This is a genomic window from Cellulosimicrobium sp. RS, assembly GCF_046159675.1.
Taxonomy (GTDB): Bacteria; Actinomycetota; Actinomycetes; order Actinomycetales; family Cellulomonadaceae; genus Cellulosimicrobium; species Cellulosimicrobium funkei.
Window position 1 is genome coordinate 32,851 of record NZ_JBJXVU010000010.1, and the last position, 25,226, is coordinate 58,076.

21 protein-coding genes, 1 tRNA gene and 1 pseudogene are annotated in these 25,226 nt (G+C 68.5%); 10 read left to right on the forward strand and 13 right to left on the reverse strand.

Going from position 1 to position 25,226, the window contains the following annotated elements; all coding sequences use genetic code 11:
* Positions 1-204: 204 nt before the first annotated feature.
* Positions 205-281 (forward strand) — tRNA-Pro (locus ACI769_RS15295).
* A gap of 98 nt (positions 282-379) precedes the next feature.
* Here ACI769_RS15295 and xerC read toward each other — a convergent pair.
* The 3 genes from xerC to ACI769_RS15310 are packed head-to-tail and all read right to left on the reverse strand — an operon-like array spanning position 380 to position 4,726.
* Positions 380-1,621, reverse strand: a complete 1,242-nt coding sequence (gene xerC, locus ACI769_RS15300; RefSeq protein ID WP_409141890.1) for a tyrosine recombinase XerC — start codon at positions 1,619-1,621, stop codon at positions 380-382.
* Positions 1,618-1,824, reverse strand: coding sequence for a helix-turn-helix domain-containing protein (locus ACI769_RS15305; RefSeq protein WP_409141891.1), 207 nt, complete (start codon positions 1,822-1,824; stop codon positions 1,618-1,620). The genes xerC and ACI769_RS15305 overlap by 4 nt, the downstream gene beginning before the upstream one ends.
* A gap of 31 nt (positions 1,825-1,855) precedes the next feature.
* Complete coding sequence (locus ACI769_RS15310) at positions 1,856-4,726, reverse strand: replication initiator (RefSeq protein ID WP_409141892.1); 2,871 nt, start codon at positions 4,724-4,726, stop codon at positions 1,856-1,858.
* Positions 4,727-4,776: 50 nt separating this feature from the next.
* Here ACI769_RS15310 and ACI769_RS15315 point away from each other — a divergent pair, with 50 nt between their 5' ends.
* On the forward strand, positions 4,777-5,010 hold the full coding sequence (locus tag ACI769_RS15315) for a hypothetical protein (RefSeq protein ID WP_409141893.1): 234 nt from the start codon (positions 4,777-4,779) through the stop codon (positions 5,008-5,010).
* Between the two features lie 46 nt (positions 5,011-5,056).
* Here ACI769_RS15315 and ACI769_RS15320 read toward each other — a convergent pair whose 3' ends face one another.
* Positions 5,057-5,419 (reverse strand): hypothetical protein, encoded by a 363-nt coding sequence (locus tag ACI769_RS15320; protein ID WP_409141894.1) that lies wholly within the window; start codon positions 5,417-5,419, stop codon positions 5,057-5,059.
* Positions 5,420-5,447: 28 nt separating this feature from the next.
* Between ACI769_RS15320 and ACI769_RS15325 the strand changes: the two genes are divergently transcribed.
* The 3 genes from ACI769_RS15325 (at position 5,448) to ACI769_RS15335 (ending at position 7,498) form a co-directional block, all read left to right on the forward strand.
* Positions 5,448-5,756 (forward strand): hypothetical protein, encoded by a 309-nt coding sequence (locus ACI769_RS15325; RefSeq protein WP_409141895.1) that lies wholly within the window; start codon positions 5,448-5,450, stop codon positions 5,754-5,756.
* A gap of 78 nt (positions 5,757-5,834) precedes the next feature.
* The gene (locus ACI769_RS15330) at positions 5,835-6,659 is read left to right on the forward strand and encodes a hypothetical protein (RefSeq protein ID WP_409141896.1); all 825 of its coding nucleotides are present in this window, start codon (positions 5,835-5,837) and stop codon (positions 6,657-6,659) included.
* A gap of 89 nt (positions 6,660-6,748) precedes the next feature.
* Positions 6,749-7,498, forward strand: a complete 750-nt coding sequence (locus tag ACI769_RS15335) for a hypothetical protein (RefSeq protein ID WP_409141897.1) — start codon at positions 6,749-6,751, stop codon at positions 7,496-7,498.
* A 1,512-nt stretch (positions 7,499-9,010) separates the two neighbouring features.
* Here the strand turns inward: ACI769_RS15335 and ACI769_RS15340 are convergent.
* Both ACI769_RS15340 and ACI769_RS15345 read right to left on the reverse strand, forming a co-directional pair.
* Complete coding sequence (locus ACI769_RS15340; protein ID WP_409141898.1) at positions 9,011-9,781, reverse strand: hypothetical protein; 771 nt, start codon at positions 9,779-9,781, stop codon at positions 9,011-9,013.
* A 2-nt stretch (positions 9,782-9,783) separates the two neighbouring features.
* On the reverse strand, positions 9,784-10,224 hold the full coding sequence (locus ACI769_RS15345; protein WP_409141899.1) for a hypothetical protein: 441 nt from the start codon (positions 10,222-10,224) through the stop codon (positions 9,784-9,786).
* Between the two features lie 89 nt (positions 10,225-10,313).
* Between ACI769_RS15345 and ACI769_RS15350 the strand changes: the two genes are divergently transcribed.
* Entirely contained in the window at positions 10,314-10,598 is a 285-nt protein-coding gene (locus tag ACI769_RS15350) for a hypothetical protein (RefSeq protein ID WP_409141900.1), read from the forward strand.
* 1,055 nt (positions 10,599-11,653) lie between these two features.
* Positions 11,654-12,955 (forward strand): hypothetical protein, encoded by a 1,302-nt coding sequence (locus ACI769_RS15355; RefSeq protein WP_409141901.1) that lies wholly within the window; start codon positions 11,654-11,656, stop codon positions 12,953-12,955.
* Here ACI769_RS15355 and ACI769_RS15360 read toward each other — a convergent pair.
* The 3 genes from ACI769_RS15360 to ACI769_RS15370 all read right to left on the reverse strand — a co-directional run bounded on the left by ACI769_RS15360 (position 12,932) and on the right by ACI769_RS15370 (position 16,677).
* Positions 12,932-13,585 (reverse strand): hypothetical protein, encoded by a 654-nt coding sequence (locus ACI769_RS15360; RefSeq protein WP_409141902.1) that lies wholly within the window; start codon positions 13,583-13,585, stop codon positions 12,932-12,934. The genes ACI769_RS15355 and ACI769_RS15360 overlap by 24 nt on opposite strands.
* 427 nt (positions 13,586-14,012) lie before the next feature.
* On the reverse strand, positions 14,013-14,693 hold the full coding sequence (locus ACI769_RS15365) for a hypothetical protein (RefSeq protein WP_409141903.1): 681 nt from the start codon (positions 14,691-14,693) through the stop codon (positions 14,013-14,015).
* On the reverse strand, positions 14,686-16,677 hold the full coding sequence (locus tag ACI769_RS15370; protein WP_409141904.1) for an AAA family ATPase: 1,992 nt from the start codon (positions 16,675-16,677) through the stop codon (positions 14,686-14,688). Before ACI769_RS15370 ends, ACI769_RS15365 begins: the two co-directional genes overlap by 8 nt.
* Positions 16,678-17,546: 869 nt before the next feature.
* Between ACI769_RS15370 and ACI769_RS15375 the strand changes: the two genes are divergently transcribed.
* Positions 17,547-18,782, forward strand: coding sequence for an NAD(P)/FAD-dependent oxidoreductase (locus ACI769_RS15375; protein ID WP_085387316.1), 1,236 nt, complete (start codon positions 17,547-17,549; stop codon positions 18,780-18,782).
* A gap of 133 nt (positions 18,783-18,915) precedes the next feature.
* Here ACI769_RS15375 and ACI769_RS15380 read toward each other — a convergent pair whose 3' ends face one another.
* From ACI769_RS15380 to ACI769_RS15395, 4 genes and pseudogenes are all read right to left on the reverse strand, one after another.
* On the reverse strand, positions 18,916-20,049 hold the full coding sequence (locus tag ACI769_RS15380) for a bifunctional 2-methylcitrate synthase/citrate synthase (protein ID WP_085387315.1): 1,134 nt from the start codon (positions 20,047-20,049) through the stop codon (positions 18,916-18,918).
* Between the two features lie 79 nt (positions 20,050-20,128).
* Positions 20,129-21,046: a methylisocitrate lyase gene (gene prpB / locus ACI769_RS15385; protein ID WP_085387314.1), complete on the reverse strand. Its 918-nt coding sequence runs from the start codon at positions 21,044-21,046 to the stop codon at positions 20,129-20,131.
* Between the two features lie 98 nt (positions 21,047-21,144).
* Positions 21,145-22,659, reverse strand: a pseudogene (locus ACI769_RS15390) (MmgE/PrpD family protein); the annotation flags it as partial.
* Between the two features lie 29 nt (positions 22,660-22,688).
* Entirely contained in the window at positions 22,689-23,417 is a 729-nt protein-coding gene (locus ACI769_RS15395; protein WP_409141905.1) for a GntR family transcriptional regulator, read from the reverse strand.
* Positions 23,418-23,509: 92 nt separating this feature from the next.
* On the opposite strand from ACI769_RS15395, the gene ACI769_RS15400 reads away from it, so the two are divergent.
* Both ACI769_RS15400 and sigJ read left to right on the forward strand, forming a co-directional pair.
* Entirely contained in the window at positions 23,510-24,280 is a 771-nt protein-coding gene (locus ACI769_RS15400; RefSeq protein WP_409141906.1) for an SDR family oxidoreductase, read from the forward strand.
* On the forward strand, positions 24,277-25,212 hold the full coding sequence (gene sigJ / locus ACI769_RS15405) for an RNA polymerase sigma factor SigJ (protein ID WP_409141907.1): 936 nt from the start codon (positions 24,277-24,279) through the stop codon (positions 25,210-25,212). The genes ACI769_RS15400 and sigJ overlap by 4 nt, the downstream gene beginning before the upstream one ends.
* Positions 25,213-25,226 lie beyond the last annotated feature (14 nt).

The following is a 25,226-nucleotide window of genomic DNA, read 5'->3' on the forward strand; positions in this document are numbered from 1 at the left end:
CGCCGAACACGGGGTCAGCGACCGCGATCCCGGGTTGTCGGTCGCCAACCCCGTGCTCGACGGGCGCGGGTCGGGGGGTCAAGGGGGGTGTCGGCGGGGTCACGGGGATCGGGTTTCGTGGCACGGCACTTCGTCGGCTATTCTGGGCAGGCTTCCTGCGGGGAAGGCGAGGTCTCCTCGTCGACCGTCACGTGGGCCAGCAACCGGGGTGTGGCGCAGCTTGGTAGCGCGCTTCGTTCGGGACGAAGAGGTCGCAGGTTCAAATCCTGTCACCCCGACCAGCCGAAACCGGCCCTGACCAGCGCTTATGCGGGTCGGGGCCGGTTCGCTTTCCCGGACCGGACCCGCCGCGGGTGTCTTTGGGTGACCAAGTGGGTGACTATGCACCGCGCTGGCCCTTCGCCACGGCGATCGAGAACAGCGGGTCCATCGCCCAGCTCACATCCGTCCCGACGTCGGCAAACACGGTGTCGATGACCCGAGCGCCGGTCTGGATCACCGGGCGCAGTTCCTGCCGGTAGACCTTCTCCGTGACGTCGGTTCCGGAGTGCCCGACAAGCCGCGCGATCTCTTCGAGCGGGACCGCCTCGGCCGACATGAGCGAGACGAACGAGTGCCGCAGATCGCGCGGCGTCCAGTCCTCAGGTTCGATGCTCGGCACCAGAGCGAGAGCGCCACGGAGCGCACGCCGCACGTTGGCGGCATCGAGACCCGTTCCGAGCGTGGTGGTGAACACCAGCCCGGTCTCCGTCCACTCAGTGCCGGCCCTGGCACGTTGCTCGTCCTGCCAAGTGCGCTGCCGTTTCAGTGCAGCAACCGCAAAGTCTGAGAGCCCGAGCGTGCGCCGGGACTTCGCCGTCTTCGTGTCGCCGCCGCTCCGGACCGACCGCCAGACCTGCACAGACGGCGGAACGCCCTTGGCCGTGTCCCCCTCCAGGTCGAGCCGATCCCACCGCAACGCTCGGACCTCCTCGGTACGCAGGCCGGCCGCGAGCGAGACGACGATGTACGGGTACATCCAGTGGCCCTTGGTCAGTGTCAGGACGTCGCGCGCCTGGTCGAGGCTCAGCGCCCGAGCTCCGCGACCAGCACGCCCGCGCGGAGTCTCGACGAGCTCGACGACGTTTCGGGTCACCATCCCGCGAGCCATGGCCCTGGCCACAGCCCGGTTGAGGACCGAGCGGACGTCGCGCAGTGTCCGCGTGGTCATCGACCGCGCCAGGTCCAGCAGCCAGCGCTCTACCTCGGACGCGGTGAGGTCCTTCACCCTGCGCGCCCCGAGGTTGTCGATGACGTGCCGCGCGAGGTACCTGTCCTTCTCCGTGGTGCGCTCCCCCACCTTGCCGTGCCCGAGCTCGAGCCAGTCCTCGACCGCCGCCTTCACCGTGTACCGCTCGGCTCCGACTGCCAGCCCCGCCTCGTGCTCCTTGATCCGTGCACGCAAGGCACGCAGCGCCGCCGTCTCCGACCGGCCGGTGCCCTTCTTGACGATGCGCTTCCCGCGACCGTCGTAACCGACCGTGGCCTGTGCCACGTACCGGTCGCGGGCCGCGTCGAAGTACACGCCGTGATCACCCTTCGGCCGGCGACGCCGCTCCGCACGCTCGTCCGTCGCGCTCACGAGGCACCGTCCAGCGCCGTCGTGACGTACTCGCTCAGCGCGACGACCGGCACCAGGCGGCGGCTGCCGACCTTGATCGTGCGCAGACGGCCGGATCGGATCAGCTCGTATATCGAGTCGCGCGAGATGCGCAAAGCCTCGGCGGCCTCCTCGACCCGGTACACGACCGGGATGACGACGGCGGGCGTCTCTTCGGTTCCCATGGTTCTCCCCCTCGAATCGTGGTTTGGCCGGCTATCGCGCCGGGCGGTTGGTGCGCTGGTCTGCTCGCCATCGGGCGTACTCGCGGGCGCGGGAGGCGGCGGCGTCGGCAAGGGCCTTGTCACCCGCGCCGGGCCAGCCGGTGCCCTCGTAGGTCCAGGAGCCGACGGCGAGCGTTGTTTCCGCCTCGTCGTCGGCCATAAGCCGGGCTTCGAGGTCGCGGATGTCGAGGGTGGCGCCATGGCGGCGGGCGTTAGCGGTCAGTCGCTGGAAGCGTCGTCGGGCGCGACGTAGGGCGCCGAGCGTCACCGAGTAGCGGCGGAACTTGGTGGAGAAGTGGCCGCAGAACCCGAGCACGTGCGACCAGTGCCCGAGCAGCGCATAAGGGTTCTCGGCGCAGTCGCCGCACAGCCGCGGGTGCCGGTCTGCGGCACGCTCGGCGCAGTTGAAGCGACAGCCGGCCAGCGCGTGGGCGGCCAGGTCGCGGCAGGTGCTGGTGAGCTGCGCCAGGTGCGGGCGCGGGCGGCTCGGGTCGGCGCCGGCGGACTTGGTGGAGTACTTCGCCAGGTAGGCGGCGACCTGCTCAGCGGTCACGTCACCATGGACGACGCCGCGCTCACGCACGATCCGCACGTCGGTCTGCGCACCGAACCGCAGGACCCGGGCGACATCGTCGCCGTCAGGCGGGGCCGTGCACGCCACCGAGGCGGCGGCCTCACGTACGACGTCGGCCAGCGCGGCCGCGCGGATCGGTGACGGGGTGCCGGGGCCGTCTGGCCCGTCGACGCGGATCAGGGCGTGGAAGTGGACCAGGCCGCGGTCCTGGAACTCGGCCACCTTGGCGTACTCCAACCGCACGTGCCGGCGAAGGTTGCCCTCCCGCACGCCGTGCGCGGCCGCGACGTGCCGGCGCAGCGTGATCGTGAACCGGTGCCACAGCTCGGGGGCGTGCCACTGCCAGATCGCGGCCGTGTCGATGTCGTAGCAGTCCGGGCACAGCGGGGCGCCCACCGCTTCGTCGTGCTCGTCGTGGTGTGCCCAGCAGGTCAGCCGACGCCCGTGCGGGCACAGGCCGGCGGCCGCGCGCGGACGGCAGGGCTGGTTGCTGTCTCGCACCCCGTGGACGGGACCGAACGAGGGCGCGGTGAGGGTGACGAACAGCAGCGGGTTCGCCCGGACGGTGTCGGGGACGCCTTTGCCGCCGTGCCGGCCGGTGGAGATGAGCTCGAAGGTGTCCCGGGCGTAGATGCGTGAGCAAGCCGGGCAGACGTCCTCGCGCCGGTTGCCGCAGGGCTTGTAGAGCATCCCGAGCGGCTGGTCGGCCGACCGGAACGTGTCGATGACCTCGCCGGTGCGGGTGTCGATGGTGTCGGACTGGCCGACCAGGCGCACCGGGTGAGCGCAGTTGCCGACCCGGGCGAGGGTGTCTGCGAGGGCGGGCATGCTGCGGCCGGCGATCGACTGCATCTCGGCCGGGGTGAGGTCGCCCAGGTCGAGCGGAGCGTCGGGGCCGTGGCCCTCGAAGCCCGCGAAGCCCTCGCGCAGGATCGCCGTCGCCATCACGCCACCCCGGCGCCCTCGGTGCTGTGCGTGGTGTGGCCGGCGCGGCGGCGCGGCTTGCGCGGGGCGCGCGGCCGGGGGCTCGAGTCTGCCGTCGCGGGCGCGGGGTCGGCGTCCGCCTGCGAGGTCGCCGGATCCGAGGTCGCTGAATCGCCGGCCGGAGCCACGACGGGCGCCACAACCTCGGTCTCTACAGCCGTCGTCGCCGTGGCCCGTTCCTCGGGCGGCGGCGGCGCGGCGGGTGCGGGGTAGGTGGCGGCGACCATGCGGATGAAGTCGTCGGCCCAGTAGTCGGCGCGCACGCGCTCGACGAGCCCGTTGTCGGTGACGGTGTAGCCGGTGCCGGGCATGGTGTGCGGGATGTGGTGGGCGGGCGCGACGCGGCCATGCCGTCGCCCAGCACCATCCGGGTCTCGGCCGCAGACGCCAGGCGCAGGGCGATGGTCTGGGTGAACAGGTCGCGCCGCCGACGGTCTCCTTGCGCGGGTCCTGCACGAAGGCGACGACCATGACGCCGAACGCTCGGCCCTGGGTGAGTACGAGCTTGAGCAGGGTTGCGGCCTCGGTCACGACCTCTTTGGAGGCGTAGGCGGTCAGGACGGCGAGCTCGTCGATCAGCAGCCGGTGCACCGGGTCCCCGGGCGAGGGCTCGAACAGCCTCGACTTGCCGCGCATCACGGCCTGCCGGTCCACGATGGTCCGGTTCAGGCCGCGCAGCAGCCGCACCGCGGCGTCTTCGTCCATGGCGACGTGGGCGAACATCTCTTTGCCGACGGCGACCTCGACGCCGCCCTTGAGGTCGACGCCCCACAGCCGGACCAGGCCGGCGTGGGCGGCGGGGGCGAGGTTGCCGGCGATGCCCCAGAAGATCGACTCCTTGCCGGCCCCGGAACGTCCGACCACGAGGGTGTGCCGACCGGCCAGGTCGAGCCGCCACGGCGACCCGTCCGCCCGCCGCCCGAGCGTCACCCCGCCCGTGTCGAGGTCCTGCGGGATGGTGGGCAGGGTCGGCACGTCCACCAGCTCGCGCATGGTCAGCGCGAGCTCGACGGTGCCGGGTCCGACCCGGCGGGTCTCGACGGACTCGGCCCCGAGCGCGGTTCCGATGGCCTCGGCGGCCGCAACGAGGTCGTCCACGGTCTGCCCGACCCGGGCGCGGACCTGGAAGGTGAGCGTGTTCCCGGATGCCCGGACCCGCCGCAGCCTGGGGATGACCCGGGGCTCGTCGACACGCCGCGCGGTCGCCAGCCCGCACCGGTCGGCGATCCGCTTCCAGTTCCGACGCACCCGGCGTCGCCAGCCGTTCCGACGCAGCGGCCCGCCCAGCACCGCCTCATAGGTCAACGGATGGACCGCGAGCCAGACCGCGCGCAGCAGGTGGAACGCTCCTCCGCATGGCAAATCTGGCCCTCCACGTCTGGTACCCGACTCCGCGGATTGCCTACGTCCGGATGCTCGATGAGCTGCCGGGAGACGCAGGCACGCAACGCGCCCACGTCCTGACTCTGGTCTGGCGCAAGGACAGGGGCTGGACGCTGTTCGGCGTGGGACCCTACCTGCCCTGGAATATCCCGTTCGCGACCGGCGAGCTTGAAGTCGACCCCCTCGAAGGGCGCGAGAAGCTGTAGGACTGCGAGAGCCGATCTCAACCCGGCGACCGGTCCTTCATGCCGTTTAGGCGTTCCGCCCTCGCCTTAGCTCGGCCCGCAGCTCTGGCGGCCACGATGCGAGGAACGCCGGTGTTTCCTCCGGGAAGGCGCCGGCGTGCTCGATGAACGAGACCTGGACCGCGTTCTCGACCATGGCGTCACCTTGACGCAGCGCCGAGCCGATGAAGTGGAGCAGGCGCTGCTCGACCTCGAGTTCGCCTGCGTGGAAGAACCGGACAGCGGCCCTGAGCAAGTCGGTCATTAGCAGGTGTAGCAGGAGCTCGCCCTTGTCGTCGAAGTGCTCGCGCACCTCAGGTTCGACCTCTGGGACCGACACGAGAAGTTGCTCGATGAACTCGCCTTGCCCGAGCACATCTTCAGCAGCCATGGTCCTCGTCCTCCCAGAGCGTTCCTCGGTGACACATCTCACCCGGGATCCTTGGTGGAACACGCCCGAGGCGCGGACGACGACGTTACTCTGCGGTGCGTCGAAGACCGAGCGGAGTGGCTCCAGCCGCGGGGCGAGGCAGCCGAAGACGAAGGAACGGACCAGGAGCCAGGCCATTTCGTTCCCGACGGCGGGGGATCGCCTCGATACCCGGGCCGGCCATGATCTCGTCGACGTCGTCAAGGCGGTGCTGGAGCGCGTCGAGCTCGCCGCGGGGAGCACCCGCGCCGTCAGGTCGATCATCGTGGATCGCGAGCCCAGGTCGGCGCCGAGGTAGACGGCTTGTCACTCTGCATCCAGGCCCGGAGCGTCGCACACTGTCGTCACGCACTCGTATCCCTGGGAGACTCTGAGCATGTCTGAAGCAGCTCCCACCGATGCAGAGCTCAGCGCAACGCGCAGTAGCGATCTCGCCGGCTTGCGCGACCTCGTCCGCCAGGCGTTCGAGCAGGCCCGTCAGTCTGGACGTCAGGAGTGGCAGGTGATGACTACAGCCGTCCTCAAGAATCGACTCCTCCAACTCACGTCAAGGCAGTTTTCCGAGTCCACTTACGGCGTGGACGCTGTCCTCGACCTCGTCCGCCTGATCCCCGACACGGTGAGCGTCGACGACAGCACGAAGCCACCCCGCGTCACACTCCTATCTGCGGCAACGCGCGAGCCTCAGCCGAGTCGGCCTGAGGTAGCTCGCATTCGAACGGACCTTTGGAATGCCGTCTTCGACTTCAGCGGTCCAGGCGAGTACATCTGGAACGGCACTCAAGCCGAGCAGGCGGTCACTCCTACGCCGACAGGTGCGCTGCGCCTACCCACCCTGACGGAGGCTGAGTTCGACGGTTGGCGTCACGAGTTTTCTTTGCAGCACCCAGACCTCGACCTTGAGGCGTGGGGTCAAAAGGCTTACTCGACGTATGGTCTTCCGGGCGCACTGCGCGGGCAGTGGAATCGGTTCATCCGATTCAAGGCGCTCGGTCGACTCCACATGTGGTTCGACGAGAACAAGATCAGTCCTCCCTCCGATATGGTGGAGTACACCGAATCGCGCACCGACAGCACCACGAACAACTCAGAGACCGAGGCACTTCGCCGCTATCTGCTCAAGTGCGTTGCTGAAATGCGCCCGAGTGAGCTTCGCGCACTCCTCATCCCTGCTTCTGTTGCCGCTCGGGTGTCGCGGTGACCGAAGTTTGCACTGGAGACCACAACGGGGACGTAGCCGGATTTGTCTGGCTCATCATTCATGCCAAGTCCACTCCGTTTCAGAAGAGCGTGATCGACCGACTCCAGCGATGGCAGGCTAGACACGACCTCGTCACTTTCCGTGTCCTTCGCAGCCAGGAGCGCCGACTCACGCAGGACGGCGGCCGCAGGCGGCCAATCGAAGTTCTCCATCCCCTGGATGCTCATGAGCTCTACCAGAGTATCCACCTTGAGAGGAGTTGTATCCTGAGCCAGGGCAAGATCTTCGTGCTCAGAGATCCACGCCGAGACCCTCCGACGAAACGTGACTGCATCCCGCTGAGCGAATTCGTGTCCCATAAGGGGAACTTCGGAGTGGTAGAAGACGGACGCGATCCTGTCGCCCAGGCTGAGCTTCTCTTGGCGGAGCGATGGACTGACTGTGCCGAACTCAAGGACCCCAGGATCATTCCGCACCACATCTTCGGGAGTCGCGTCCAACCGTCGGAACTGATCGACGAAACGGGCCGCATGCGCTTTCGCCGCACCCATCAGGTCCGGGGCGGGGTCTGGGAGTCCCCGACCGCTGGGACATGGAAGCCGGCTGACCCGCGCGAGCGTCACGGTGCCGCAGGCGCCCAGCGAAGCGCCCTCTACGTCGGTGAATTCGAGCTCCCAGGGGGGTTCCACTGGGACGCAACCAACAATTCCAGTGCAACAACAGTTACCAACAGCAGGGCTGTCTGGAAAGTTGAGCGCCACGGGTACCTCAACATCTACCCCGACGCCCACATCCGGCACGGGGGCAGGGCAAAGGAGTGGTGGCAGGCAAAGCGCTGACCTTCCAACCAACAGCAATGCCCCGGGAGAAACCCGGGGCATTGCGAGCTTTGAGGCGAGCACTCTGTCCAGCATCGATTCTGCGCCGACGGTGCGGGTGGACCGCTACTCGAAAGTTGGAATTTCGGGGCTCGCTATATGCGCCACCGTTATCGCCGGTATCCTCGATGTGGGTGCTTGTTCTCGCAGGCCTTCCACGAGTCCAAGCCTCCCAGCGATGCGTTGCCGCATCCCCGGGATCGCTCCCCATGGTAGTTCCTGCGCGGTCACGGCACAACGCGAGGCGCCTCCGCGGCGTCCCCCCTGAGCTCTGAGCGCAGGACCTCTTGGTCACCTCGTCCTTGTGCGGACTGACAGGCACACCCGGAGCCTCCGGAGCTTCCGTAGATCCGTGCCTGACCCGTGCCTCATCTGTGCCTGCTTGTCCGGTCCCGTGTAATGTGCCCGATCTGCCTGATGCCTGGTGAGAACTTTCCTACTGGCTCAAGCGCGCGGCTTCGCCGCGCGCCCGGCCGTCCGGGCGGGACCCGCGCGGCGGGGCCCCGCGCTCCGCTCGCAAGCTCGCTGCGCGCACCCCACCGCGCACCCACCCGTCCGACCGTCGATCCGCACGACGGAGGCGGCCCCGAGTCCTCTCGGAACCGCCCTTACACCGCCGGCGACCGCACCACGTCGAGCTGTCCGCCCCCTGCCGCCCTGCCCCGCACCGACAGCCGAGCATCCGGCCGTCTCCACCCCGCCCAAAGGGCTCCTACGGCGTCGCTACGCGATGGCCTTCGGCCACCCTTGACCCGGGCCTCCAGCGACCTCTTGTGCTCCGCTATCGGTCCGGTGCCTCCGAGTGTCCCCGCCTCCCCCTGGGTGACCATCTGGGTGACTACCGCCGCACCGTCCGGCCCGACGATGACCGACGCGCAGCGGCAGAACACCCCGCGTTTCCGCCAGTTTCGCCCCGCTAAATCAACCATCTCAGCCCTTCGGGACGAAGACGCAGGTTCAAATCCTGTCACCCCGCCCACCAGAGAGGCCCTCTGAGCAGCGGAAACGCTGGACAGGGGGCCTCTTGCTTTGCCCCCTGGTACCCCGGAACGGCCGCTGGGAGCTTAACTAGGGGCTTACGCCTGAGAAGTGCGCCCGTCTCCCGGCATCTTGAACAGCGGTTCCATGTGCCAGGCGGGGGGGTGACGACCTCGATGGTGGCGAACGAGTTCTTCAAGGTCGTACCGTCCTGGATCACCGGGCGTAGCTCGTGCCGGTAGGTGCGCTCCGTGGTCGAGGTGTCCAAGTACCCGACGACGTCGGAGATCTTCTCGACGGCCGCGCCGCCCAGCGACATGAGCGAGACGAACGAGTGCCGCAGCTCCCGCGGCGTCTACTCGGCAGGCTCGATGCTCGGCACCAGCTTGAGCGTTGACCGGAACCCACGACCCACGTTGGCTGCGTCCAGCGCCGCGCCGAGTGTCGTCGTGAACACGAGGCCGTGCTCCGTCCACGAGCTTTCGGCCTTCACTTTCACGGGATCTCGACACGGAGGGGCTCGCCGCGGCCCCGGCGATGGCACCAACGCTTGCGCCCGCCGCCAGTTCCCCGCGTGTGCGGCGAGACAGGGTTCGGCGCTCGGCCTGCAGGGCCACAGGGATCTCGTTCATCCGCCCGGTGACGACCTTGGCTCGTAGTGCCTGACGCTTCTGGCAGCTCCCGCCCCGAGGCGGACGACCGACCGGGGACGAGCTCGCGCGGTGGTCCCTTCCCGGCGGTCGGTGCCCTGGTGCTCCCCGCTGCCACCGGAGCGCTCTTGGCGTAGGCATGTCGGTAGACGCTGGGCTCTCGCCCGTGGTTCTTCTCGTCGGACTGCTCGCCGTCACCCTTCTTCGGGTCCTCGACACCCCCTCGGACCGCCTGACGCGTGGCGAGCGCGTTGAGCAGCGTCCCCATCCCCGACCGGGCCATGCGCCTTGCTGCCCGCGAGCCCGGAACTGCGCGCCCAGGACGCAGCAGCTTGACCATGATGAACGGCACCGTGGCCACGATCACAAGCTTGAGGCCGAACGCCAGGTCAGAGTCGAGTACGGCTGTGGCGAGCAGGAGGTTCGCCAGGGCCGCGACGAAGAACGCTGGGCCGAGGATGATGAATCCGCCAACCTGCTTGAGCACCCCGATCACCGAGGCCTGGGTGACGTACAGCAGCCCGAGTACGCCGAACGCTGGCGCGATGGGGACGAACACGAGCGTCGCCACGTAGGCGATGACGATGAAGACCGCGGCGACCGCCAGGAAGGGCATTATCAAGGCGACCCTGAGCGCGACAGTTTCGGCGGCGTCCCACCGGTCGTTGTTCCCCGTGAGCTGCTGGTAGGCGCCGGCTCCAGCAGGTTGATCGCCGTCGCGGCGACCCTGAACTCGGGAAGGTCCGCCAAGGATCCGAGCCGGCCCGAGGGGTCGAGGACGGTCCAGGGCACCCCTTGAGCGCCCGTCCTATAGACGATGCCGCCGGCGAGGAAGCTCTTGCCCGCGAGCCCGCCGACGATCGGCACCAAGCCGGAGCCTTCGACAACCTCGGGCCCGTAACAGGGATCCCAGGCCACCGGCCGCTCGGGAAAGCCTCTGGTGTACCCGATCAGGACTCCACTTTTGTCTCCGACCTCCGCTTTGGCTGCGGGGACGCCCGCCGCAAGCTTGAGGACCGGCCGGTGCCTGGTGTGTCCGCTCTTGGCGAGCGGCTCCATCGGCACGAACTCGCGCGCGAGGCGGAGCCGGTCGAGCTCGCGTTCGATTCATCGCGTACGACCGCCACCGCCACCGCCGTCGTCCCGTCATGAGCCGGTGGTCGGCGCCGATGGACGTTGCGCGACGGCGGAATGCTGCGGGCTGGCGAGCCTGCTCCCGCCGCATCGGCATGCGGGTGGCGGTGAGCTCGTGCCAGAACGTGGCGACCAGAACGCTGATCGGCCGCTCGAGCGTCATCCTGTCGACGATCCACTGGGACAGCCGCAACGCGACGATTACTGTCAGCGCGAAGGACAGGAGCGTGAACCCGATTCCGGTCTCGGGCAGGAAGGCCAGCCCGAGCAGCACCGGCGTGACTGCGATCATCTGGTAGCGCAACCGGCCGATGTAGTACCCCGGCGGGCCAAAGGTACGTCTGGTCGACATCGTAGATCTCGTCGTCGTCCGGGAGCCGCATGATCAGGCCGTCTGGAAGAGCCCGAGAAGCCACTGTCCGACCTCGATCGAACGAGCCGGTTACGACCATGGCCAGGAACGCCACTCCGCCGAGGGTCGCGCCGACCTTGGTCACGGCCTTCGAGATGTTGCCGGCGTTGCCGGCCCACAGGACGCCGATCGCGATGACGATCAGGACGAGCGGAACCACGTTGTCCTGGATCCACTGAGCGATGCCGCCGGTACCGAACATGATGGAATCCACTTCAATGCACGATCGTGCAACGCATTACGCACAGCACGCGGGATCCGACAGTTGCTAGGAAGCGGTTCGGACGTTTCGTCCCGAGGATGTTCTCAGAGAGCCAGCCCGCGACCGATGACTGACCACGAGCGGTTCGGCGCAGAGCGGTCTGAGGTTGTCCCGCGGGTATGTCGACGGCGCTTCGCACGCGCTGCGATGCGCTGCCCGGCGGTCCCAGGGTTAGCCGCGGGCGACGAAACGGGGACGCGACGCGCCGGGCACGAGCAGCCCGGCGGTGAACTCTTGATTACGCGTCGCGCTGCTTGAGGCACGCGCGCCTGCTCAGCGTTGTCGAAGTTCGCACGGGCAGTGCGGTTAACGTAGGCGACCATGCTCCTCGACAGCCCGACGTCGGCAGCGACGGAGCCGAGTGACGCACCGGGCGCCCCCCAGCATCGCCAGCACCTCAGCGTCGCGAGCCACTCGAGCCTCGCGCTCGCGCTCAGCAGCCTCCTTCTGGCGCTCGATCGCCTCCGAGCGCGATCCCGGTGGAAGCCATACTTCCGACGTACATCTGCGGCCACGACGCAACACTACTGCCTCCGTGCAACGGGTCGCACGCGTCGGCAACCGATGCCGGCTTCAACGATTCACGGCCAGTCGAGCGAAGCACAGCGCTGGATCCACTATCATCACACGGCCGAGTAACACCAACCAACCGCCCGCGAGTCGCGAGGGAGCAAGTAACGGTGCAAGAACCGTCCGGACAGGCGACAAACGGCTCGCCCGACTATCAAGCATTCGCGAAGTGGACGGCAGGCCGCCAGATCTCATCGCTCGGCACCAATGACGGCTCGCCCGCGTTACCATTCCAGAAATGGCACAAGTTCAAAGAAGCGTACACACCCGAACTTGTTGCCAAGGCAGTCCAGCTATCGCCCATACCGGTAAGAAACTGCTACGATCCGTTTGGTGGCAGCGGCACCACCGCGCTTGCATCCCAGTTCCTCGGCGCAAACTCGGAAACCGTCGAAGTTAACCCGTTCCTCGCAGATGTAATCAGGTCAAAACTTGAATACTACGACGTTGACAACCTCACACGGGCTCTTGCGCACATCCGTCACAAAACACGAGTCGGCGCCGGTGAACCACTAGCACATTTTGCCGGGCTGCCCCCCACATTTCTCCCACCCGGGCGCAACGGACGATGGATATTCGACCAACCGATTGCGGAAAGGCTTGCGGCCCTCTTAACGGCAATCGACAGTCTAAGCGACCCCAAAGCAATCCGGCTGTTTCGCGTGATAGTTGGAGGCCTACTCGTCGACGTCAGTAATGTAGTAGTGAGCGGCAAGGGCAGACGCTATCGCCGCGGTCTATCGTCAGAAGGTCGCGACCCGTCGTCTGTGGAGAGTCTCTTCGCGACCCGCGCCAGTCAGGCGATCCGCGATATCAACACTTTTAACGACCGTCCGCGGGTAGACGCGAATGTCATCGAAGGTGACGCCAGGCAAAACGTGCCGACTTCCCCGATCGACCTTTGCGTCTTCTCCCCCCCGTATCCCAACTCCTTCGACTACACCGACGTGTATAATCTGGAACTTTGGATGCTGGGCTATCTCCGAGACATGCGTGAAAACCGTCTCCTGCGGCAATCGACCCTATCGTCACATGTTCAGGTCCTCCGCTCATACGCATCCCGGCCGTCCGGGTCTACGCACCTCGATGAGATGTCAACGAGGCTACGGAATGTCGGCCCAACCCTTTGGAACAAGCGGATCCCGGAAATGGTCGACACCTACTTCCGCGATATGCTTGACGTGCTACACAACGTCGGTCTCGCTCTAACCACCGGGGGACAAATTTGGATGGTTGTAGGTGACAGTCGCTACGGAGGCGTCACGGTGCCGGTGGCTTCTATACTCTGCGAACTAAGCGCCGCCAATGGGTGGGTCGTTGAAAGTTCGGAACCGATCCGCCACATGCGAAGTTCCGCACAGCAGGGCGGGAATGCCGATCTTCCTGAATCACTCATCATTCTCTCGCGCTGACCCCTTAAGCGCCCGCGCGCTCCTGGCGGCGCGGTAATCTGAAAGACGTCCGTACAGGTGCCATCTCCTCAGGTTCACATCAAGCTTGGCCGCGTCGGACAGAACGTGTTCGAAGCACTCAACCCCCGTGTCAGTGCTTCGCATATCGAAACAGCACAAGGCCTTCACCTCGGCCTGCAGTTCCTCTGCGTAGGCGAACGCTTGCTCCATTCCCTTGCGGACCCAGTCCCGGTTATACCCACTTGTCACGCTGGAGCCATTCTCGCCAAACGAACGCAGGACCTTGAGTTCGAGCACGGCATAGCAGCGTGTAAATGCAGAATCCCCTGAGACGTCGTACTCCAAGAGAGCTACGTCGAATCGACCCGAGACCTGCGAACCTTCGGCCCTCACTCTGCAGTGGCTGAACCGGGCCCAGAGTGCAGTTTCCACGTACGACTGCGCGACCAGTTCAGCGTTCGTCACCGGGTAGAACCGCTCGGCGTTCTTCCACAACTTGTTCCCAGCGCTCTGCGCAATCGGAGTTACAAGTTGATTCTGATGCAGCCGGTCGAGAGTCGCGAAAACCTCCTCAAGTGACACCGGCCTCGCCTCTACAGACAGGACCTCGAAGTCATCCTCGTTCGCCACCCCCGATGGATAATAGCGCACAGTTGTTCGACTCAACCGCGGAAGAAACACCACTGCAGGCGCTGAACCCTCACCGAGTTGATGGTCCACCATATCGAATAGAGCGACGTCATCGTGCCCGCACTGGTGATCAAGTGCTCTGGCAAACCCCAACGAGGGGCCGACATACCAAATCTGACCCTCGAGCGCCTTATCCCCGTAGTCAATCATGCCCACACGGCGCGCACCGTTCGGGATATCTCGTGATCGGTTCAGCAGGAATACTGCCGGCAGGTCACCGTCCACTTCAACGCCGATCCGCCTGCGCACGACGCTCTGGACACTTCTCAGAAACCGAACACTCGTAGGCTGCCCTGAGTCCGCGCCCACTCCGATGTCCCTCGCCAACGTCTCACGCAGGCGGTCATCCGCAAAGTCGGATCCGAGGTCACGCAACGCGCGCTCGCGAGTAGAGGTGTCGAATATACATGTGAATCAATTCCGAGTCCGACATGACGAAGGATGCACTGGCCAGTTCGCCAAGCCTCACCGCGACTGCCGCGGATTGATTTACCTCCGCGCGAGCGCCAAAACCACCCTCCTGTGTTTCCAGATCTAGGACTTCGCCGATGTCCGTTATCTCGTTTGAGTAGGCAGCGTCGAGCCTTCCGATGGCGTTCAACTCGTCATCGCCCAGCCCGGACCCAGCCAAGACAACTTCGCGAACGAATGTAGCACTCGCCGCCTGCGAATCCAGTTCCGACGAGAGTTCTAGGACTGGTCGGGCTGCATCCGCATTGAGGCGGTACCACGCCGCAAGCCGCCAACCGTTGCTCGACTCCCGTCCGTAGTCGAGAGCATCGACAACGACCACGCCTGATCCCACGAGGCCGTCCAGATCGCGTTGAAGGACGGGAAAGAACGGTCGGGACTCTCGCTTCAACAACTGAGCGTTAACGATAGGCAGATGCCATACAGGGGCGAGGGCGTCGGTCAAGTACGCGAAGACGTGAACAACCGCCCCCGTGACTGGGACCATGCCTACCTCGGCGCACGCACTCAGAATCTGGACAAGTCTTGTGCAACGCTCGACCTGCCGGAGTTCGACGGGAAGAAGCGAGTTAGGCATCACTCTTCTCCCTTGCGCGTTCGAAGATCCTCTCCCGAACCCTGAGGTACGCGTCATGCATCTGTGTTGTAGCAGCTGTTGGCGCGGCAATCTCCAGCAGATCAACCACGCGGCGGCTTTCCGAGGACGTGACCCCTGAACGCGCCATAAGATCGGGGACGAGATCGCCATCAATTAAGTTCGAGGTAACTACCAGTCGTTTGTCGCCCGCCGACTTCGCGAACCGAGTGAGAACCTCTGACGCGCGATCGACGAACACGGCGTCGAGCGATGATTCTGGGGCGTCGATTATCAAAGTTCCAGCGCTTGCCGTGGCAACGTCCATAAGCGCCATTCGGAACGACAGATCGATAAACTCCCGCTGGCTCTCTGACACACTTTCCGGTCCGCTCCGCCGCACAGGGGATTGGAAGCCAGCGCCTGACATGTCGAGCTCGAACGCCGGGAAGTCGATTTGCACTCCGCTTTCGCCGACACGGTCCTTGAATGTCGTCCAGGCCAGGCCACAGTCCTCAAGAAGGAACCCCGATGCGTACCCGTGGAACGCATGCTTAACTTCGCCCGCGCTTTCTGCAATAATCCGATTCACGCCGGCCTGTGTAGCTTCAAAAGCGTCGCGCAATCGCCCAAGGCGTTCCTTGTGCGTAGCAAGTCGCGCTTTGTCCGCGTTGAGCCCGTGTCGTCGCTCCTGCACCGATGCCTGATCCGGTGGAAGCCGTCTAATGAGTTCCCCGATTTCGCTATCTCGGATCGCCGTTGAAGCAGAGAGTGACGCGACCTTCTCGAGGATTTCCCCGTAGTCCTCTTCCACACGTTCGCGCCTTGCCTGCGCCGTTTCCATCTGTACTGAGGCCGTCGCAACGTCGCGTTTCGCCTCATCCAGGCGGCCCGCCGACAAGGACGCGCCAGCGCGAGTGGAAAACTGCGAGTTACAGACGGGACAGGCACCTGTGTGAATCCGGTGCCGCATCATGGCAGAGAACTCGGGAACGGTACTCGAGCAGGTCAGACAAACATTGTCCGTCAGAATCTGGGCCGCGATGTATTCGAAAGTGGTGGTCGAGTCAGGGAAGGAATCGCGCAGTATTCGCAGTTCTAGTCTTTGGAGCGACCTAGTCGCAGTTTCGAGAGCCTGCTCCGCGCGCAAAGCGCTGAGACGTGCGTTCTGCCGCTCGCTCGTAGTCTCGACCAATTGATCGTTGAGCGACTCGAGAAGTGCCTGCTCTTGCTGTTGAATCTCACTTAGAAGGTCGAGTTGCTGCCGTAGTTCTGGCAAGCTTCCGATCGCGGCTTCATTCTTGACAATCAACCGCTCCTCTTTATTGATCACGTAGGTCAAGTTGCGCACTAGGCTGTCTAGTTCGACGATCTCCCGAAATTGTTCCGACCATGAGTTCGATGCCGTCGTGCTAAGGAACAAGAGGCGCAGGAGTTGCACCTGTGCCGTACGATCCCAAACCAGCGCCCGGCGATCTTCGAAGTAGAAGACCAACAGTCTGAGCAGGAGGATCCACTCGCCGAAACTTCCAACTTGCGCCGAGAGAATTACTTCCTTCTGTACCGATTCTTCGGTTGGTTCGATCGGTTGGCCGTTCTTGGAAGCAGAGTCCAGACTTAGAGATGCGAGGCTGCGTGTAATGGAGTAGTTGTCGTCACCAATTGAGAAGTCAAGGGTGGCCGTGGCCCCCTTTGCCCCGTCTACGACTCGCGCGGCGAAAGTCTGTGCCTCAGACGTGCTCAGTCGTCGGCTTTCGATCCGCCGGGTCCCAAGCGCTCCCCCGGCAGTGGCTACCTGCATGTCGAAGGGCCCAGTTAGGAGCCGAAACAGCATGGTTATTAGCGTAGTCTTGCCAAGGCCGTTGGCTCCGATCACGAGCGTTAAGCCGGCGGAGAACTCTGTGTGCAGGCCCGGAGACGTCGGTGTTCCTGGGTACAGCGCATAGTCATTGACCGCGACACTCTTCAGGACAGGCAGCCGTGTCAATTGGCCCCCTCCTCAACCGATCGAGGGACGACAGCGGATCGCGGGCCGCTGATGATGGTCGGATGCACGCTTGCACCGTAGCGCAGACGAGCCACTACGCGGTGCAAACGCCCTCTTGTCGCGTGCCTCTGCCCACAACCCGAGTCGCAGATGCCACAGACTTCACCCGTTGTCACATGGAGACTCGCAACGCGGTATGGCCCCGAGGCGTTGGGAGTGTCGTGGAGCGGATGAGGCAGCGTTCGATGCCGAGCCGCCCAAGCCAGGCTGCGGTCCAATGCGTGCGGACTTCCCTTACTGACTCAAGCGCGCGGCTCCGCCGCGCGGGTCGGCCTCCTGGGCGGGGGCCCGCGCTCCGCTCGCAGGTTCGCTCCGCGCTCCCCACCCGTCCGGCCTCCCCCATATGACAGAGGCGACCTCGAGGTGCTCCCGAAGCCACCTCACCATCCGGTACCGCACCGACCGCCGAGCATCCGGCCGCCTCCGGCTCGTGTCAAGGGCGCCTTCGGCGTCGCTCGCGATGACCTGCGGCACCCCTGACCCGGACCTCCGCGAGCCTCTCGCGCTCCGCTATTGGTTCAGCGCCTTCCAGTGTCCCCACCTCCACGAGATGAGGCGCCGGGGGCGCTACTTGGGGCATTTTGCTTCGACCACCGGCGGACTCCGGCGAACGACAACCCGCAGAAGCACAACGAACCGAGGTCGACTTCCGGCGTCGGATTGCCTTCGGGACGAAGAGGTCGCAGGTTCAAATCCTGTCACCCGACGGGCCTCTCGTCGTTCTCCCGCCCGCCGCTCCCCCGGCGGTGCGACCCGGTTCGCGCGAGACTGAGGCCGTCCCGCTGTCCCGAACCACCGCGGAGGTCGCCATGAGCGCTGGACGTCACGTCGTCGTCGGAGGAGGGCTCGCCGCGGCGAAGGCGGTCGAGACGCTGCGCGCGGAGGGCTACGACGGCGGGATCACCGTCGTCGCGCGCGAGCCGCACCGCCCGTACGAGCGGCCGCCGCTGTCCAAGGACTACCTGCGCGGCGAGGCCGAGCGCGAGGCGGTGTTCCCGCTCGCGACCGACTGGTACGCCGAGCACGACGTCGAGCTCCTCACCGGGACCCAGGCGACCGCGCTCGACCTCGCCGGACGGAGCGTGACGCTCGACGACGGCCGCGCGCTGTCGTACGAGAAGCTGCTGCTCGCGACCGGCTCGGACCCGCGCCGGATCCCCCTGCCCGGCGGCGACCTGGCCGGGGTGCACGAGCTGCGGACGCTCGACGACAGCGACGCCCTGGCCGCGGCGCTGCGCGCGGCCCGGGGAGACGGGGTCGGGCGGCTGGCGGTCGTCGGCGACGGCTGGATCGGGCTGGAGGTCGCGGCGTCCGCCCGCACGCTCGGCCTGGACGTCACGGTGATCGGGCTCGGGACCCACCCGCTCGAGCGCGTGCTGGGGCCCGAGATGGGTGAGCTGTACGGGCAGGTCCACGCCGACCACGGGGTGCACCTCCACCGCCGCGCGCAGGTCACGGGCGTCTCCGGCGACGGTCGTCGGGCCACGGGGGTGGACCTCGCCGACGGCACCCACGTCGACGCGGACTTCGTGCTCGTCGCCGTGGGCGCGGTCCCGAACGTCGGGCTCGCGCGGGACGCCGGGCTCGCCCTCGACTCCGCGACGGGTGGCGTCGTCGCGTCGGCGACGCTCCAGACCACCGACCCCGACGTCTTCGTCGCGGGTGACGTCGCGAGCGTGCCGTCGGCGCGCTACGGGCGGTCGCTGCGCGTCGAGCACTGGGCGACCGCCCTCCACCAGGGCCCGCACGCCGCGCGCGCGATGCTCGGCGCGACCGACCCCTACCCCGAGCTGCCCTACTTCTTCTCCGACCAGTACGACGTCGGCATGGAGTACCTCGGCTTCGTCGCCGGCCCGGACGCCTACGACGAGGTCGTGGTCTCCGGCTCCGTCCCGGACCGCGAGCTCGTCGCGTTCTGGCTCCAGGACGGCCGCGTCGAGGCCGGCATGGCCGTCAACGTCTGGGACCGCATGGAGGAGATCAAGGCCCTCATCCACCGCGACGGCCCGCCCGACCGCGCCGAGCTGGAGTCGTTCGTCGGCTGACCCCCTCCGTCGGCCGACCAGGCGATCCCGGCAGTCCGAGCAGGTGGTCCCGGTCCGTCCGGGGGACGGGACGCGCCAGGACCACCTGTTCGGCGCAGGGGCGGGGGGCCAGGGCCGGGAGTCAGGGGCAGAGTCAGGGGAGGTCGCGCTGCTCCGGGCCGACGTACTGGCTGAGCGGGCGGATGAGGGCGTTGGCGGCGCGCTGCTCCATGACGTGCGCGGTCCAGCCCACCACGCGCGACGCGACGAACAGCGGCGTGAACATCGGGGTGTCGAAGCCCATGAGGTGGTACGCCGGGCCGGCCGGGTAGTCGAGGTTCGGCAGGATGTTCTTGCGCTCGGTCATCGCGCTCTCGAGCGCGGTGTAGAGCTCGAGGAGGTCCGGGCGGCCGTAGTGGTCGACGAGGTCGTCGAGCGTCGCGCGCATGGTGGGGACGCGCGAGTCGCCGTGCTTGTAGACGCGGTGCCCGAAGCCCATGATCTTGCGCTTGTGGGCGAGCGCGTCGTCGAGCCACGCGGCGGCGCGGTCGGCGGTGCCGATCTCGGCGAACGTCGCCATGACGGCCTCGTTCGCGCCGCCGTGGAGCGGGCCCTTGAGCGCGCCGACGGCGCCCGTCACGGCGGAGTGCAGGTCGGACAGCGTGGACGTGATGACGCGCGCCGTGAACGTGGACGCGTTGAACGAGTGCTCGGCGTACAGCACCATCGACACCTCGAACGCGCGCACGACGGCGGGCTCGGGCTCCTCGCCGAACGTCATCCACAGGAAGTTCTCGGCGTAGGAGAGGTCGTCGCGCGGCTCGACGAGCTGGAGGCCGCGACGACGACGCTGGTCGAGCGCGACGGCGGCCGGCAGCACGGCCCACAGGCGGACCGCCTTGGCCTGCTCGGCCTCGGGCGAGGAGTCCTCGGCGTCGGGGTCGTGCGCGCCGAGCTGGGAGATCGCGGTGCGGACGACGTCCATGGGGTGGCACGTCGTCGGGAGCTCGAGGATCGCGTTGCGCACGTGGCCGGGCAGCGCGCGGTGCGCCCGCTCGACGGCGGTCTGCTCGGCGAGCTGCTCCGGCGTGGGCAGCTCGCCGTGCCACAGGAGGTACGCGACCTCCTCGAAGCTGCGGCGCGCGGCGAGGTCCTGCACCGGGTAGCCGCGGTACAGGAGCGAGTTCGTCTCGGGGTTGACCTTCGAGATCGCGGTGACGTCGACGACGACGCCCGCGAGGCCCTTGCGGATCTCGGGCGCGTCGGTGGTCGGTGCGGTGGTGGTCATGCGGTCACTCCTTCGTGCAGCACGGGTCGCGGGGAGATACCGGTGCCGCGGCCGACGGGCGCGCGGCACCGGCCGGTCGTCAGGGCCGGTAGGTGAAGATGCCCTCGTCGAAGGTGTTGTAGGCGGCGTAGTCGAGCAGCTCGTAGAGGCGCGCGCGCGTCTGCATGCCCTCGACCTGCCCCGCCTGGGTGCCGGTCGCGGCGATCTCGTCGAGCGCGCGCTCGGCGGCGCCCATCGCGACTCGCAGGAGCGTGACGGGGTAGATGATCAGCCGCACGCCGGCGTCGCCGAGCTGACGGCGCGTGAAGAGCTCGGACTTGCCGAACTCGGTCATGTTGGCGAGCACGGGCACGTCCACGGCCGACGCCACGGCCTCGAACTCCGACAGGTCCTTCATCGCCTCGGGGAAGATCGCGTCGGCCCCCGCGTCGACGAGCGCCTTCGCGCGGTCGATCGCGGCGCGCAGCCCGGCGTCGCCGGGGATCGTGCCGCGGACGTCGGTGCGCGCCATGATCAGGAAGCCGGGGTCGCGGCGCGCGTCGGCGGCCGCCCGCACGCGCTTCGCCGCCTCGTCGAGCCCGACGACCTCCTTGCCGTCGAGGTGGCCGCACCGCTTGGGGTTGACCTGGTCCTCGACGTGCGCGCCCGCCACGCCCGCGTCCTCGAGCGCCTGGACGGTGCGCGCGACGTTCATCGGCTCGCCGAAGCCGGTGTCGGCGTCGACGAGCGCGGGCAGGTCCGTGACGCGCGCGATCTGCTGCGATCGCCCCGCGACCTCGGTGAGGGTCGTGAGGCCGATGTCGGGCAGGCCGAGGTCGGCCGACAGCACGGCCCCCGATACGTACACGCCCTCGAAGCCCTTGTCCTGGATCAGGCGCGCGGACAGCGGGTTGAACGCGCCCGGGAGCCGCAGCGGCTCCCCCGTGGTCGCCGCGGCGTCGAGCGCCGCGCGGAACGCGCGCCGCTTGTCCGACGGCGTCACCTGGCTGTACAGCATCAGCGCGCCTCTCCCTCGGTGGTCGCGTCGGCCTCGTGCATGGTGAACCCGTCGCCCTCGACCTCGGGGTGCGCGGGGGCGTCGTCGCGACCGAGCTCGAACAGGCCGGTCGGGGTGGGGACGGAGTCGAGCAGACCGGGCCGCCCGACGATCGTCAGCTCGCGCACCTCCGCGGGCGTGAGCTCCGGGAGCCGCTGCGCGAGGTCGAGGAAGCGCTCGATCTCGGCGTCCTCGAGGACGCCCGCGGCGAGCGTGCGGAACTTGTGCACGTACTGCTCGCGCCCGAACGGCCGCGCGCCGAGCGGGTGCGCGTCGGCGACGGCGATCTCGCGGACGAGGCGGCCGCCGTCGGCCAGCTCGATCTCGACGCGCCCGCCGAACGCCTTCTCCGCCGGGTCGGTCGAGTGGTAGCGGCGCGTCCACTCGGGGTCCTCGGCCGTCGTGACCTTGGCCCACAGCGCGACGGTGTCGGGGCGGGCCGCGCGCTCGGGGGCGTACGAGTCGACGTGGTGCCAGCCGCCGTCCTGCAGCGCGACCGCGAAGATGTAGGGGATCGAGTGGTCGAGCGTCTCGCGCGACGCCGTCGGGTCGTACTTCTGCGGGTCGTTCGCGCCGGAGCCGATGACGTAGTGGGTGTGGTGGCTCGTGTGGATGACGATCGACGTGACGTTCTCGGGGTCGGCGAGCCACGGGTGCTCGTCGTGCAGCGCGCGGGCGAGGTCGATGAGCGCCTGCGACTGGTACTCCGCGGAGTGCTCCTTGGTGTACGTGTCGAGGATCGCCGTCTTGGGCTCGCCGGGGGCCGGGAGCACGACGTCGTACGCCGCGTCCGGGCCGTCGAGCAGCCACGCGACGACCCCGTCCTCGCCCTCGTAGATCGGCTCGGGCGACGTCTGGCCACGCATCGCGCGGTCGACCGCCTCGACCGCGACCTTGCCCGCGAACGCCGGGGCGTGCGCCTTCCACGTGGAGATCTGGCCCTTGCGCGACTGGCGGGTGGCCGTCGTCGTGTGCAGGGCCTGCCCGATCGCCTGGAACACCGTCTCGGTGTCGAGGCCGAGCAGCGTCCCGATGCCCGCGGCGGCCGACGGCCCGAGGTGCGCGACGTGGTCGATCTTGTGCCGGTGCAGGCTGATCGCGCGCACGAGGTCGACCTGGACCTCGTACCCGGTCGCGATCGCCCGGACGACGGCGGCGCCGTCGGACCCGGCGTGCTGCGCGACGGCGAGGATCGGCGGGATGTTGTCGCCCGGGTGGGAGTACTCGGCGGCGAGGAACGTGTCGTGGAAGTCGAGCTCGCGCACCGCGACGCCGTTCGCCCAGGCCGCCCACTCGGGGCTCGTGCGGGTGGTGAGGTCGCAGCCGAACACCGTCGACCCCGGGGTGTAGGGGTGCGCGAGCGCCTGGCCGCGCGCCGCGACCGCGGGGCCGCGCGTCAGGCTGGCCGCGGCGACCGCGGCGTTGTCGATGACCCGGTTGACGACCATGTCGACGACCTCGGGCGTGACCTCGACGGGGTCGGTCGCGAGCTCGGCGAGCTTCCACGCGAGCTGGTCCGTGCGGTCGAGCGGCTCCGCGCTGGGGTAGACGCGCAAGTGGTGGGTGTACGGCATCGGTGTCTCCGTCGTGCGGTGGGCGGTGGTCAGGGGAGGTCGTCGGTCGCTGACCCCGCGCCGCGCAGCGACTGCTCGGCGAGGGCGGCGCTGCGCTCGATGTGGGCGCGCATCGCCGCCTCGGCGGCGTCGGCGTCGCGGCTCGCGATGGCGTCGGCGACGGCGCGGTGCTCGTCGACGTGGTCGGTGGTGCCCACGCGGCGGCGCGCCGCGAGCGCTCGGTACCGGTCGACGTGGCCGCGGATCTGGCGCAGGAGCGCCGACCCCCAGCGGTTGTCGGCGAGCGCCTCGATCTCGCCGTGGAACTGGGCGCCGATGCGCAGCACCTCGTCCTCGTGGTCGCGGACCGCGTCCATGAGCGTCACGAGGCGCGCGAGCCGCGCGACGTCGTCGGGCGTGGCGCGCTCGCACGCGTCCCGGGCGAGGAGGCCTTCGAGGCGGGCGCGCACGTCGTAGACGCGCCGCGCGTCGGCGAGATCGAGCGGCGCGACGCGCACTCCCCCGGTGGGCAGCTCGACGACGAGCGCCTCGGCCTGGAGCAGCCGCAGCGCCTCGCGCACCGGGGTCCGCGAGACGCCGAGCTCGGCGGAGAGCACGGGCTCGGTGAGCCGCGCGTCGGGCGCGAGGGAACCGTCGATGATGCGGCCGCGCAGCAGGTCGTAGACCGCGCGGGCCCCGGACTGGCGGCGCGCGAGGCCCGCGTCGCCGGGCGCCGCGGACGGCCCGACGGCGGTGCGCAGCTCGGGCGTCGTCGTCACCCGGCCATCGTGCCACACGTCCTGCGCACTTGTATACAACTCTCGACGGGGCAGAGATGTCACATCGGCGGGCGCCGCGTCGTCGTCCGGGCATGAGGATCGCTGTGGTGGGTGGGACGGGGACCGTCGGTCGGCACGTCGTGGCGCGGCTGGCCGCGCGCGGCCACGAGGTGCGGGCGCTGAGCAGGCACGCGCGGGAGCACCCCGTCGACCTCACGACGGGCGCAGGTCTCGCGGCGGCGCTCGACGGCGTCGACGTCGTGGTCGACGCGAGCAACACCGCGACGTCGCTGCGGCACGTGCGCGCGGCGGTCGTCGACGGGACGCGGCGCCTGCTCGCCGCCGAGCGCGACGCGGAGGTGCGGCACCACGTGCTCGTGTCGGTGGTCGGGTGCCACGATGTGCCGATGGCCTACTACGCCGCCAAGGTCGCGCAGGAGCGCGAGGTCGCGGACGGGGGCGTGCCGTGGACGGTCGTCGCCGCGACCCAGTTCCACGAGCTCGTCGCCGCGACGCTCGGGGCCGCGGCGCGCCGGGGCGTCGTGCCGCTGCTGCGCGCCCCGGTCCAGCCGGTCGCGGCCGCCGAGGTCGGCGCCGCCGTGGCGGACGCGGCCGAGCGCGACCCGCTCGGCCGCATCACGACCGTCGCGGGTCCCGAGGCGGTCGACCTGCGCGACCTGGCGCGCGCCTGGCGCGACGTCACCGGCTCGCGCGCCGCCCCCGTCCGGGTGCCGCTCCCCGGCGCGCTCGGCCGCGCGCTGCGCGCCGGCGGCCTCACCGACGCACAGCCCGACGTGCGCGGCACCACGACGTTCCGCGACTGGCTCGCCGCGCAGCGCGCCGAGCGGGCGGCGGCCCGGTGACCGGCCCGGCCGCCGACGACCTCGCGCGCGCGTTCGAGGCCGAGCGCTCCCGCCTCCTGCGGCTCGCGTACACGACGACCGGCTCCTGGTCCGACGCCGAGGACTGCGTCCAGGACGCGTGGCTGCGGCTGCGCACCCAGGACGCGGGCTCGATCCGCAACCTCGCGGCCTGGCTGACGACGACGGTCGGGCGGCTCGCGCTCGACGTGCTCGGGAGCGCGCGGGCGCGCCGCGAGCGCTACGTCGGGACGTGGCTGCCGGAGCCGGTCGTGACGACCCCGGGCGCCGCGTCGCCGGTCGCCGCGGGCGCCGTCGACGCGACGGACCCGGCCGACCGCGTGACGCTCGACGAGGAGGTGAGCATGGCCCTCCTCGTCGTGCTCGAGCGCCTCTCCCCCGCGCAGCGCGTCGCGTTCGTGCTCCACGACGTGTTCGGGCTGCCGTTCGACGAGGTGGGCGACGTCGTCGGGCGCTCGCCCGCCGCCGTCCGCCAGCTCGCGGCGCGAGCCCGCAAGGACGTGGAGGCGGGGCGGCCGCGCGGGACCGCGACGCGCGCCGAGCAGGCGCGCGTCGTCGAGGCGTTCGTCGCGGCCTGCTCCGACGCCGACCTGCCGGCCCTGCTCGCGGTGCTCGACCCCGACGTGGTGCTGCGGGCCGACGGCGGCGGCAAGGTCCGGGCGCTGCGGCACACCGTGCGCGGGGCGGGGACGGCAGGTCCCGTGCTGCTCAGCTACCTGCGCCGGCCGCCCGAGGCCGTGCGCGCGGTCGACGTCAACGGCGCGCCCGGGCTGCTCCTGCGCGACGGGACCGGGGTGCTCACTGTGATCGCGTTCACGGTCGTCGGGGGGCGGGTCGCGGCGCTCGACTTCGTGCGCAACCCCGACAAGCTGAGGACGGTGCGCGCCGACCTCCTCGACGCGGACCCGGCGTGACCCAGGGCGTGACC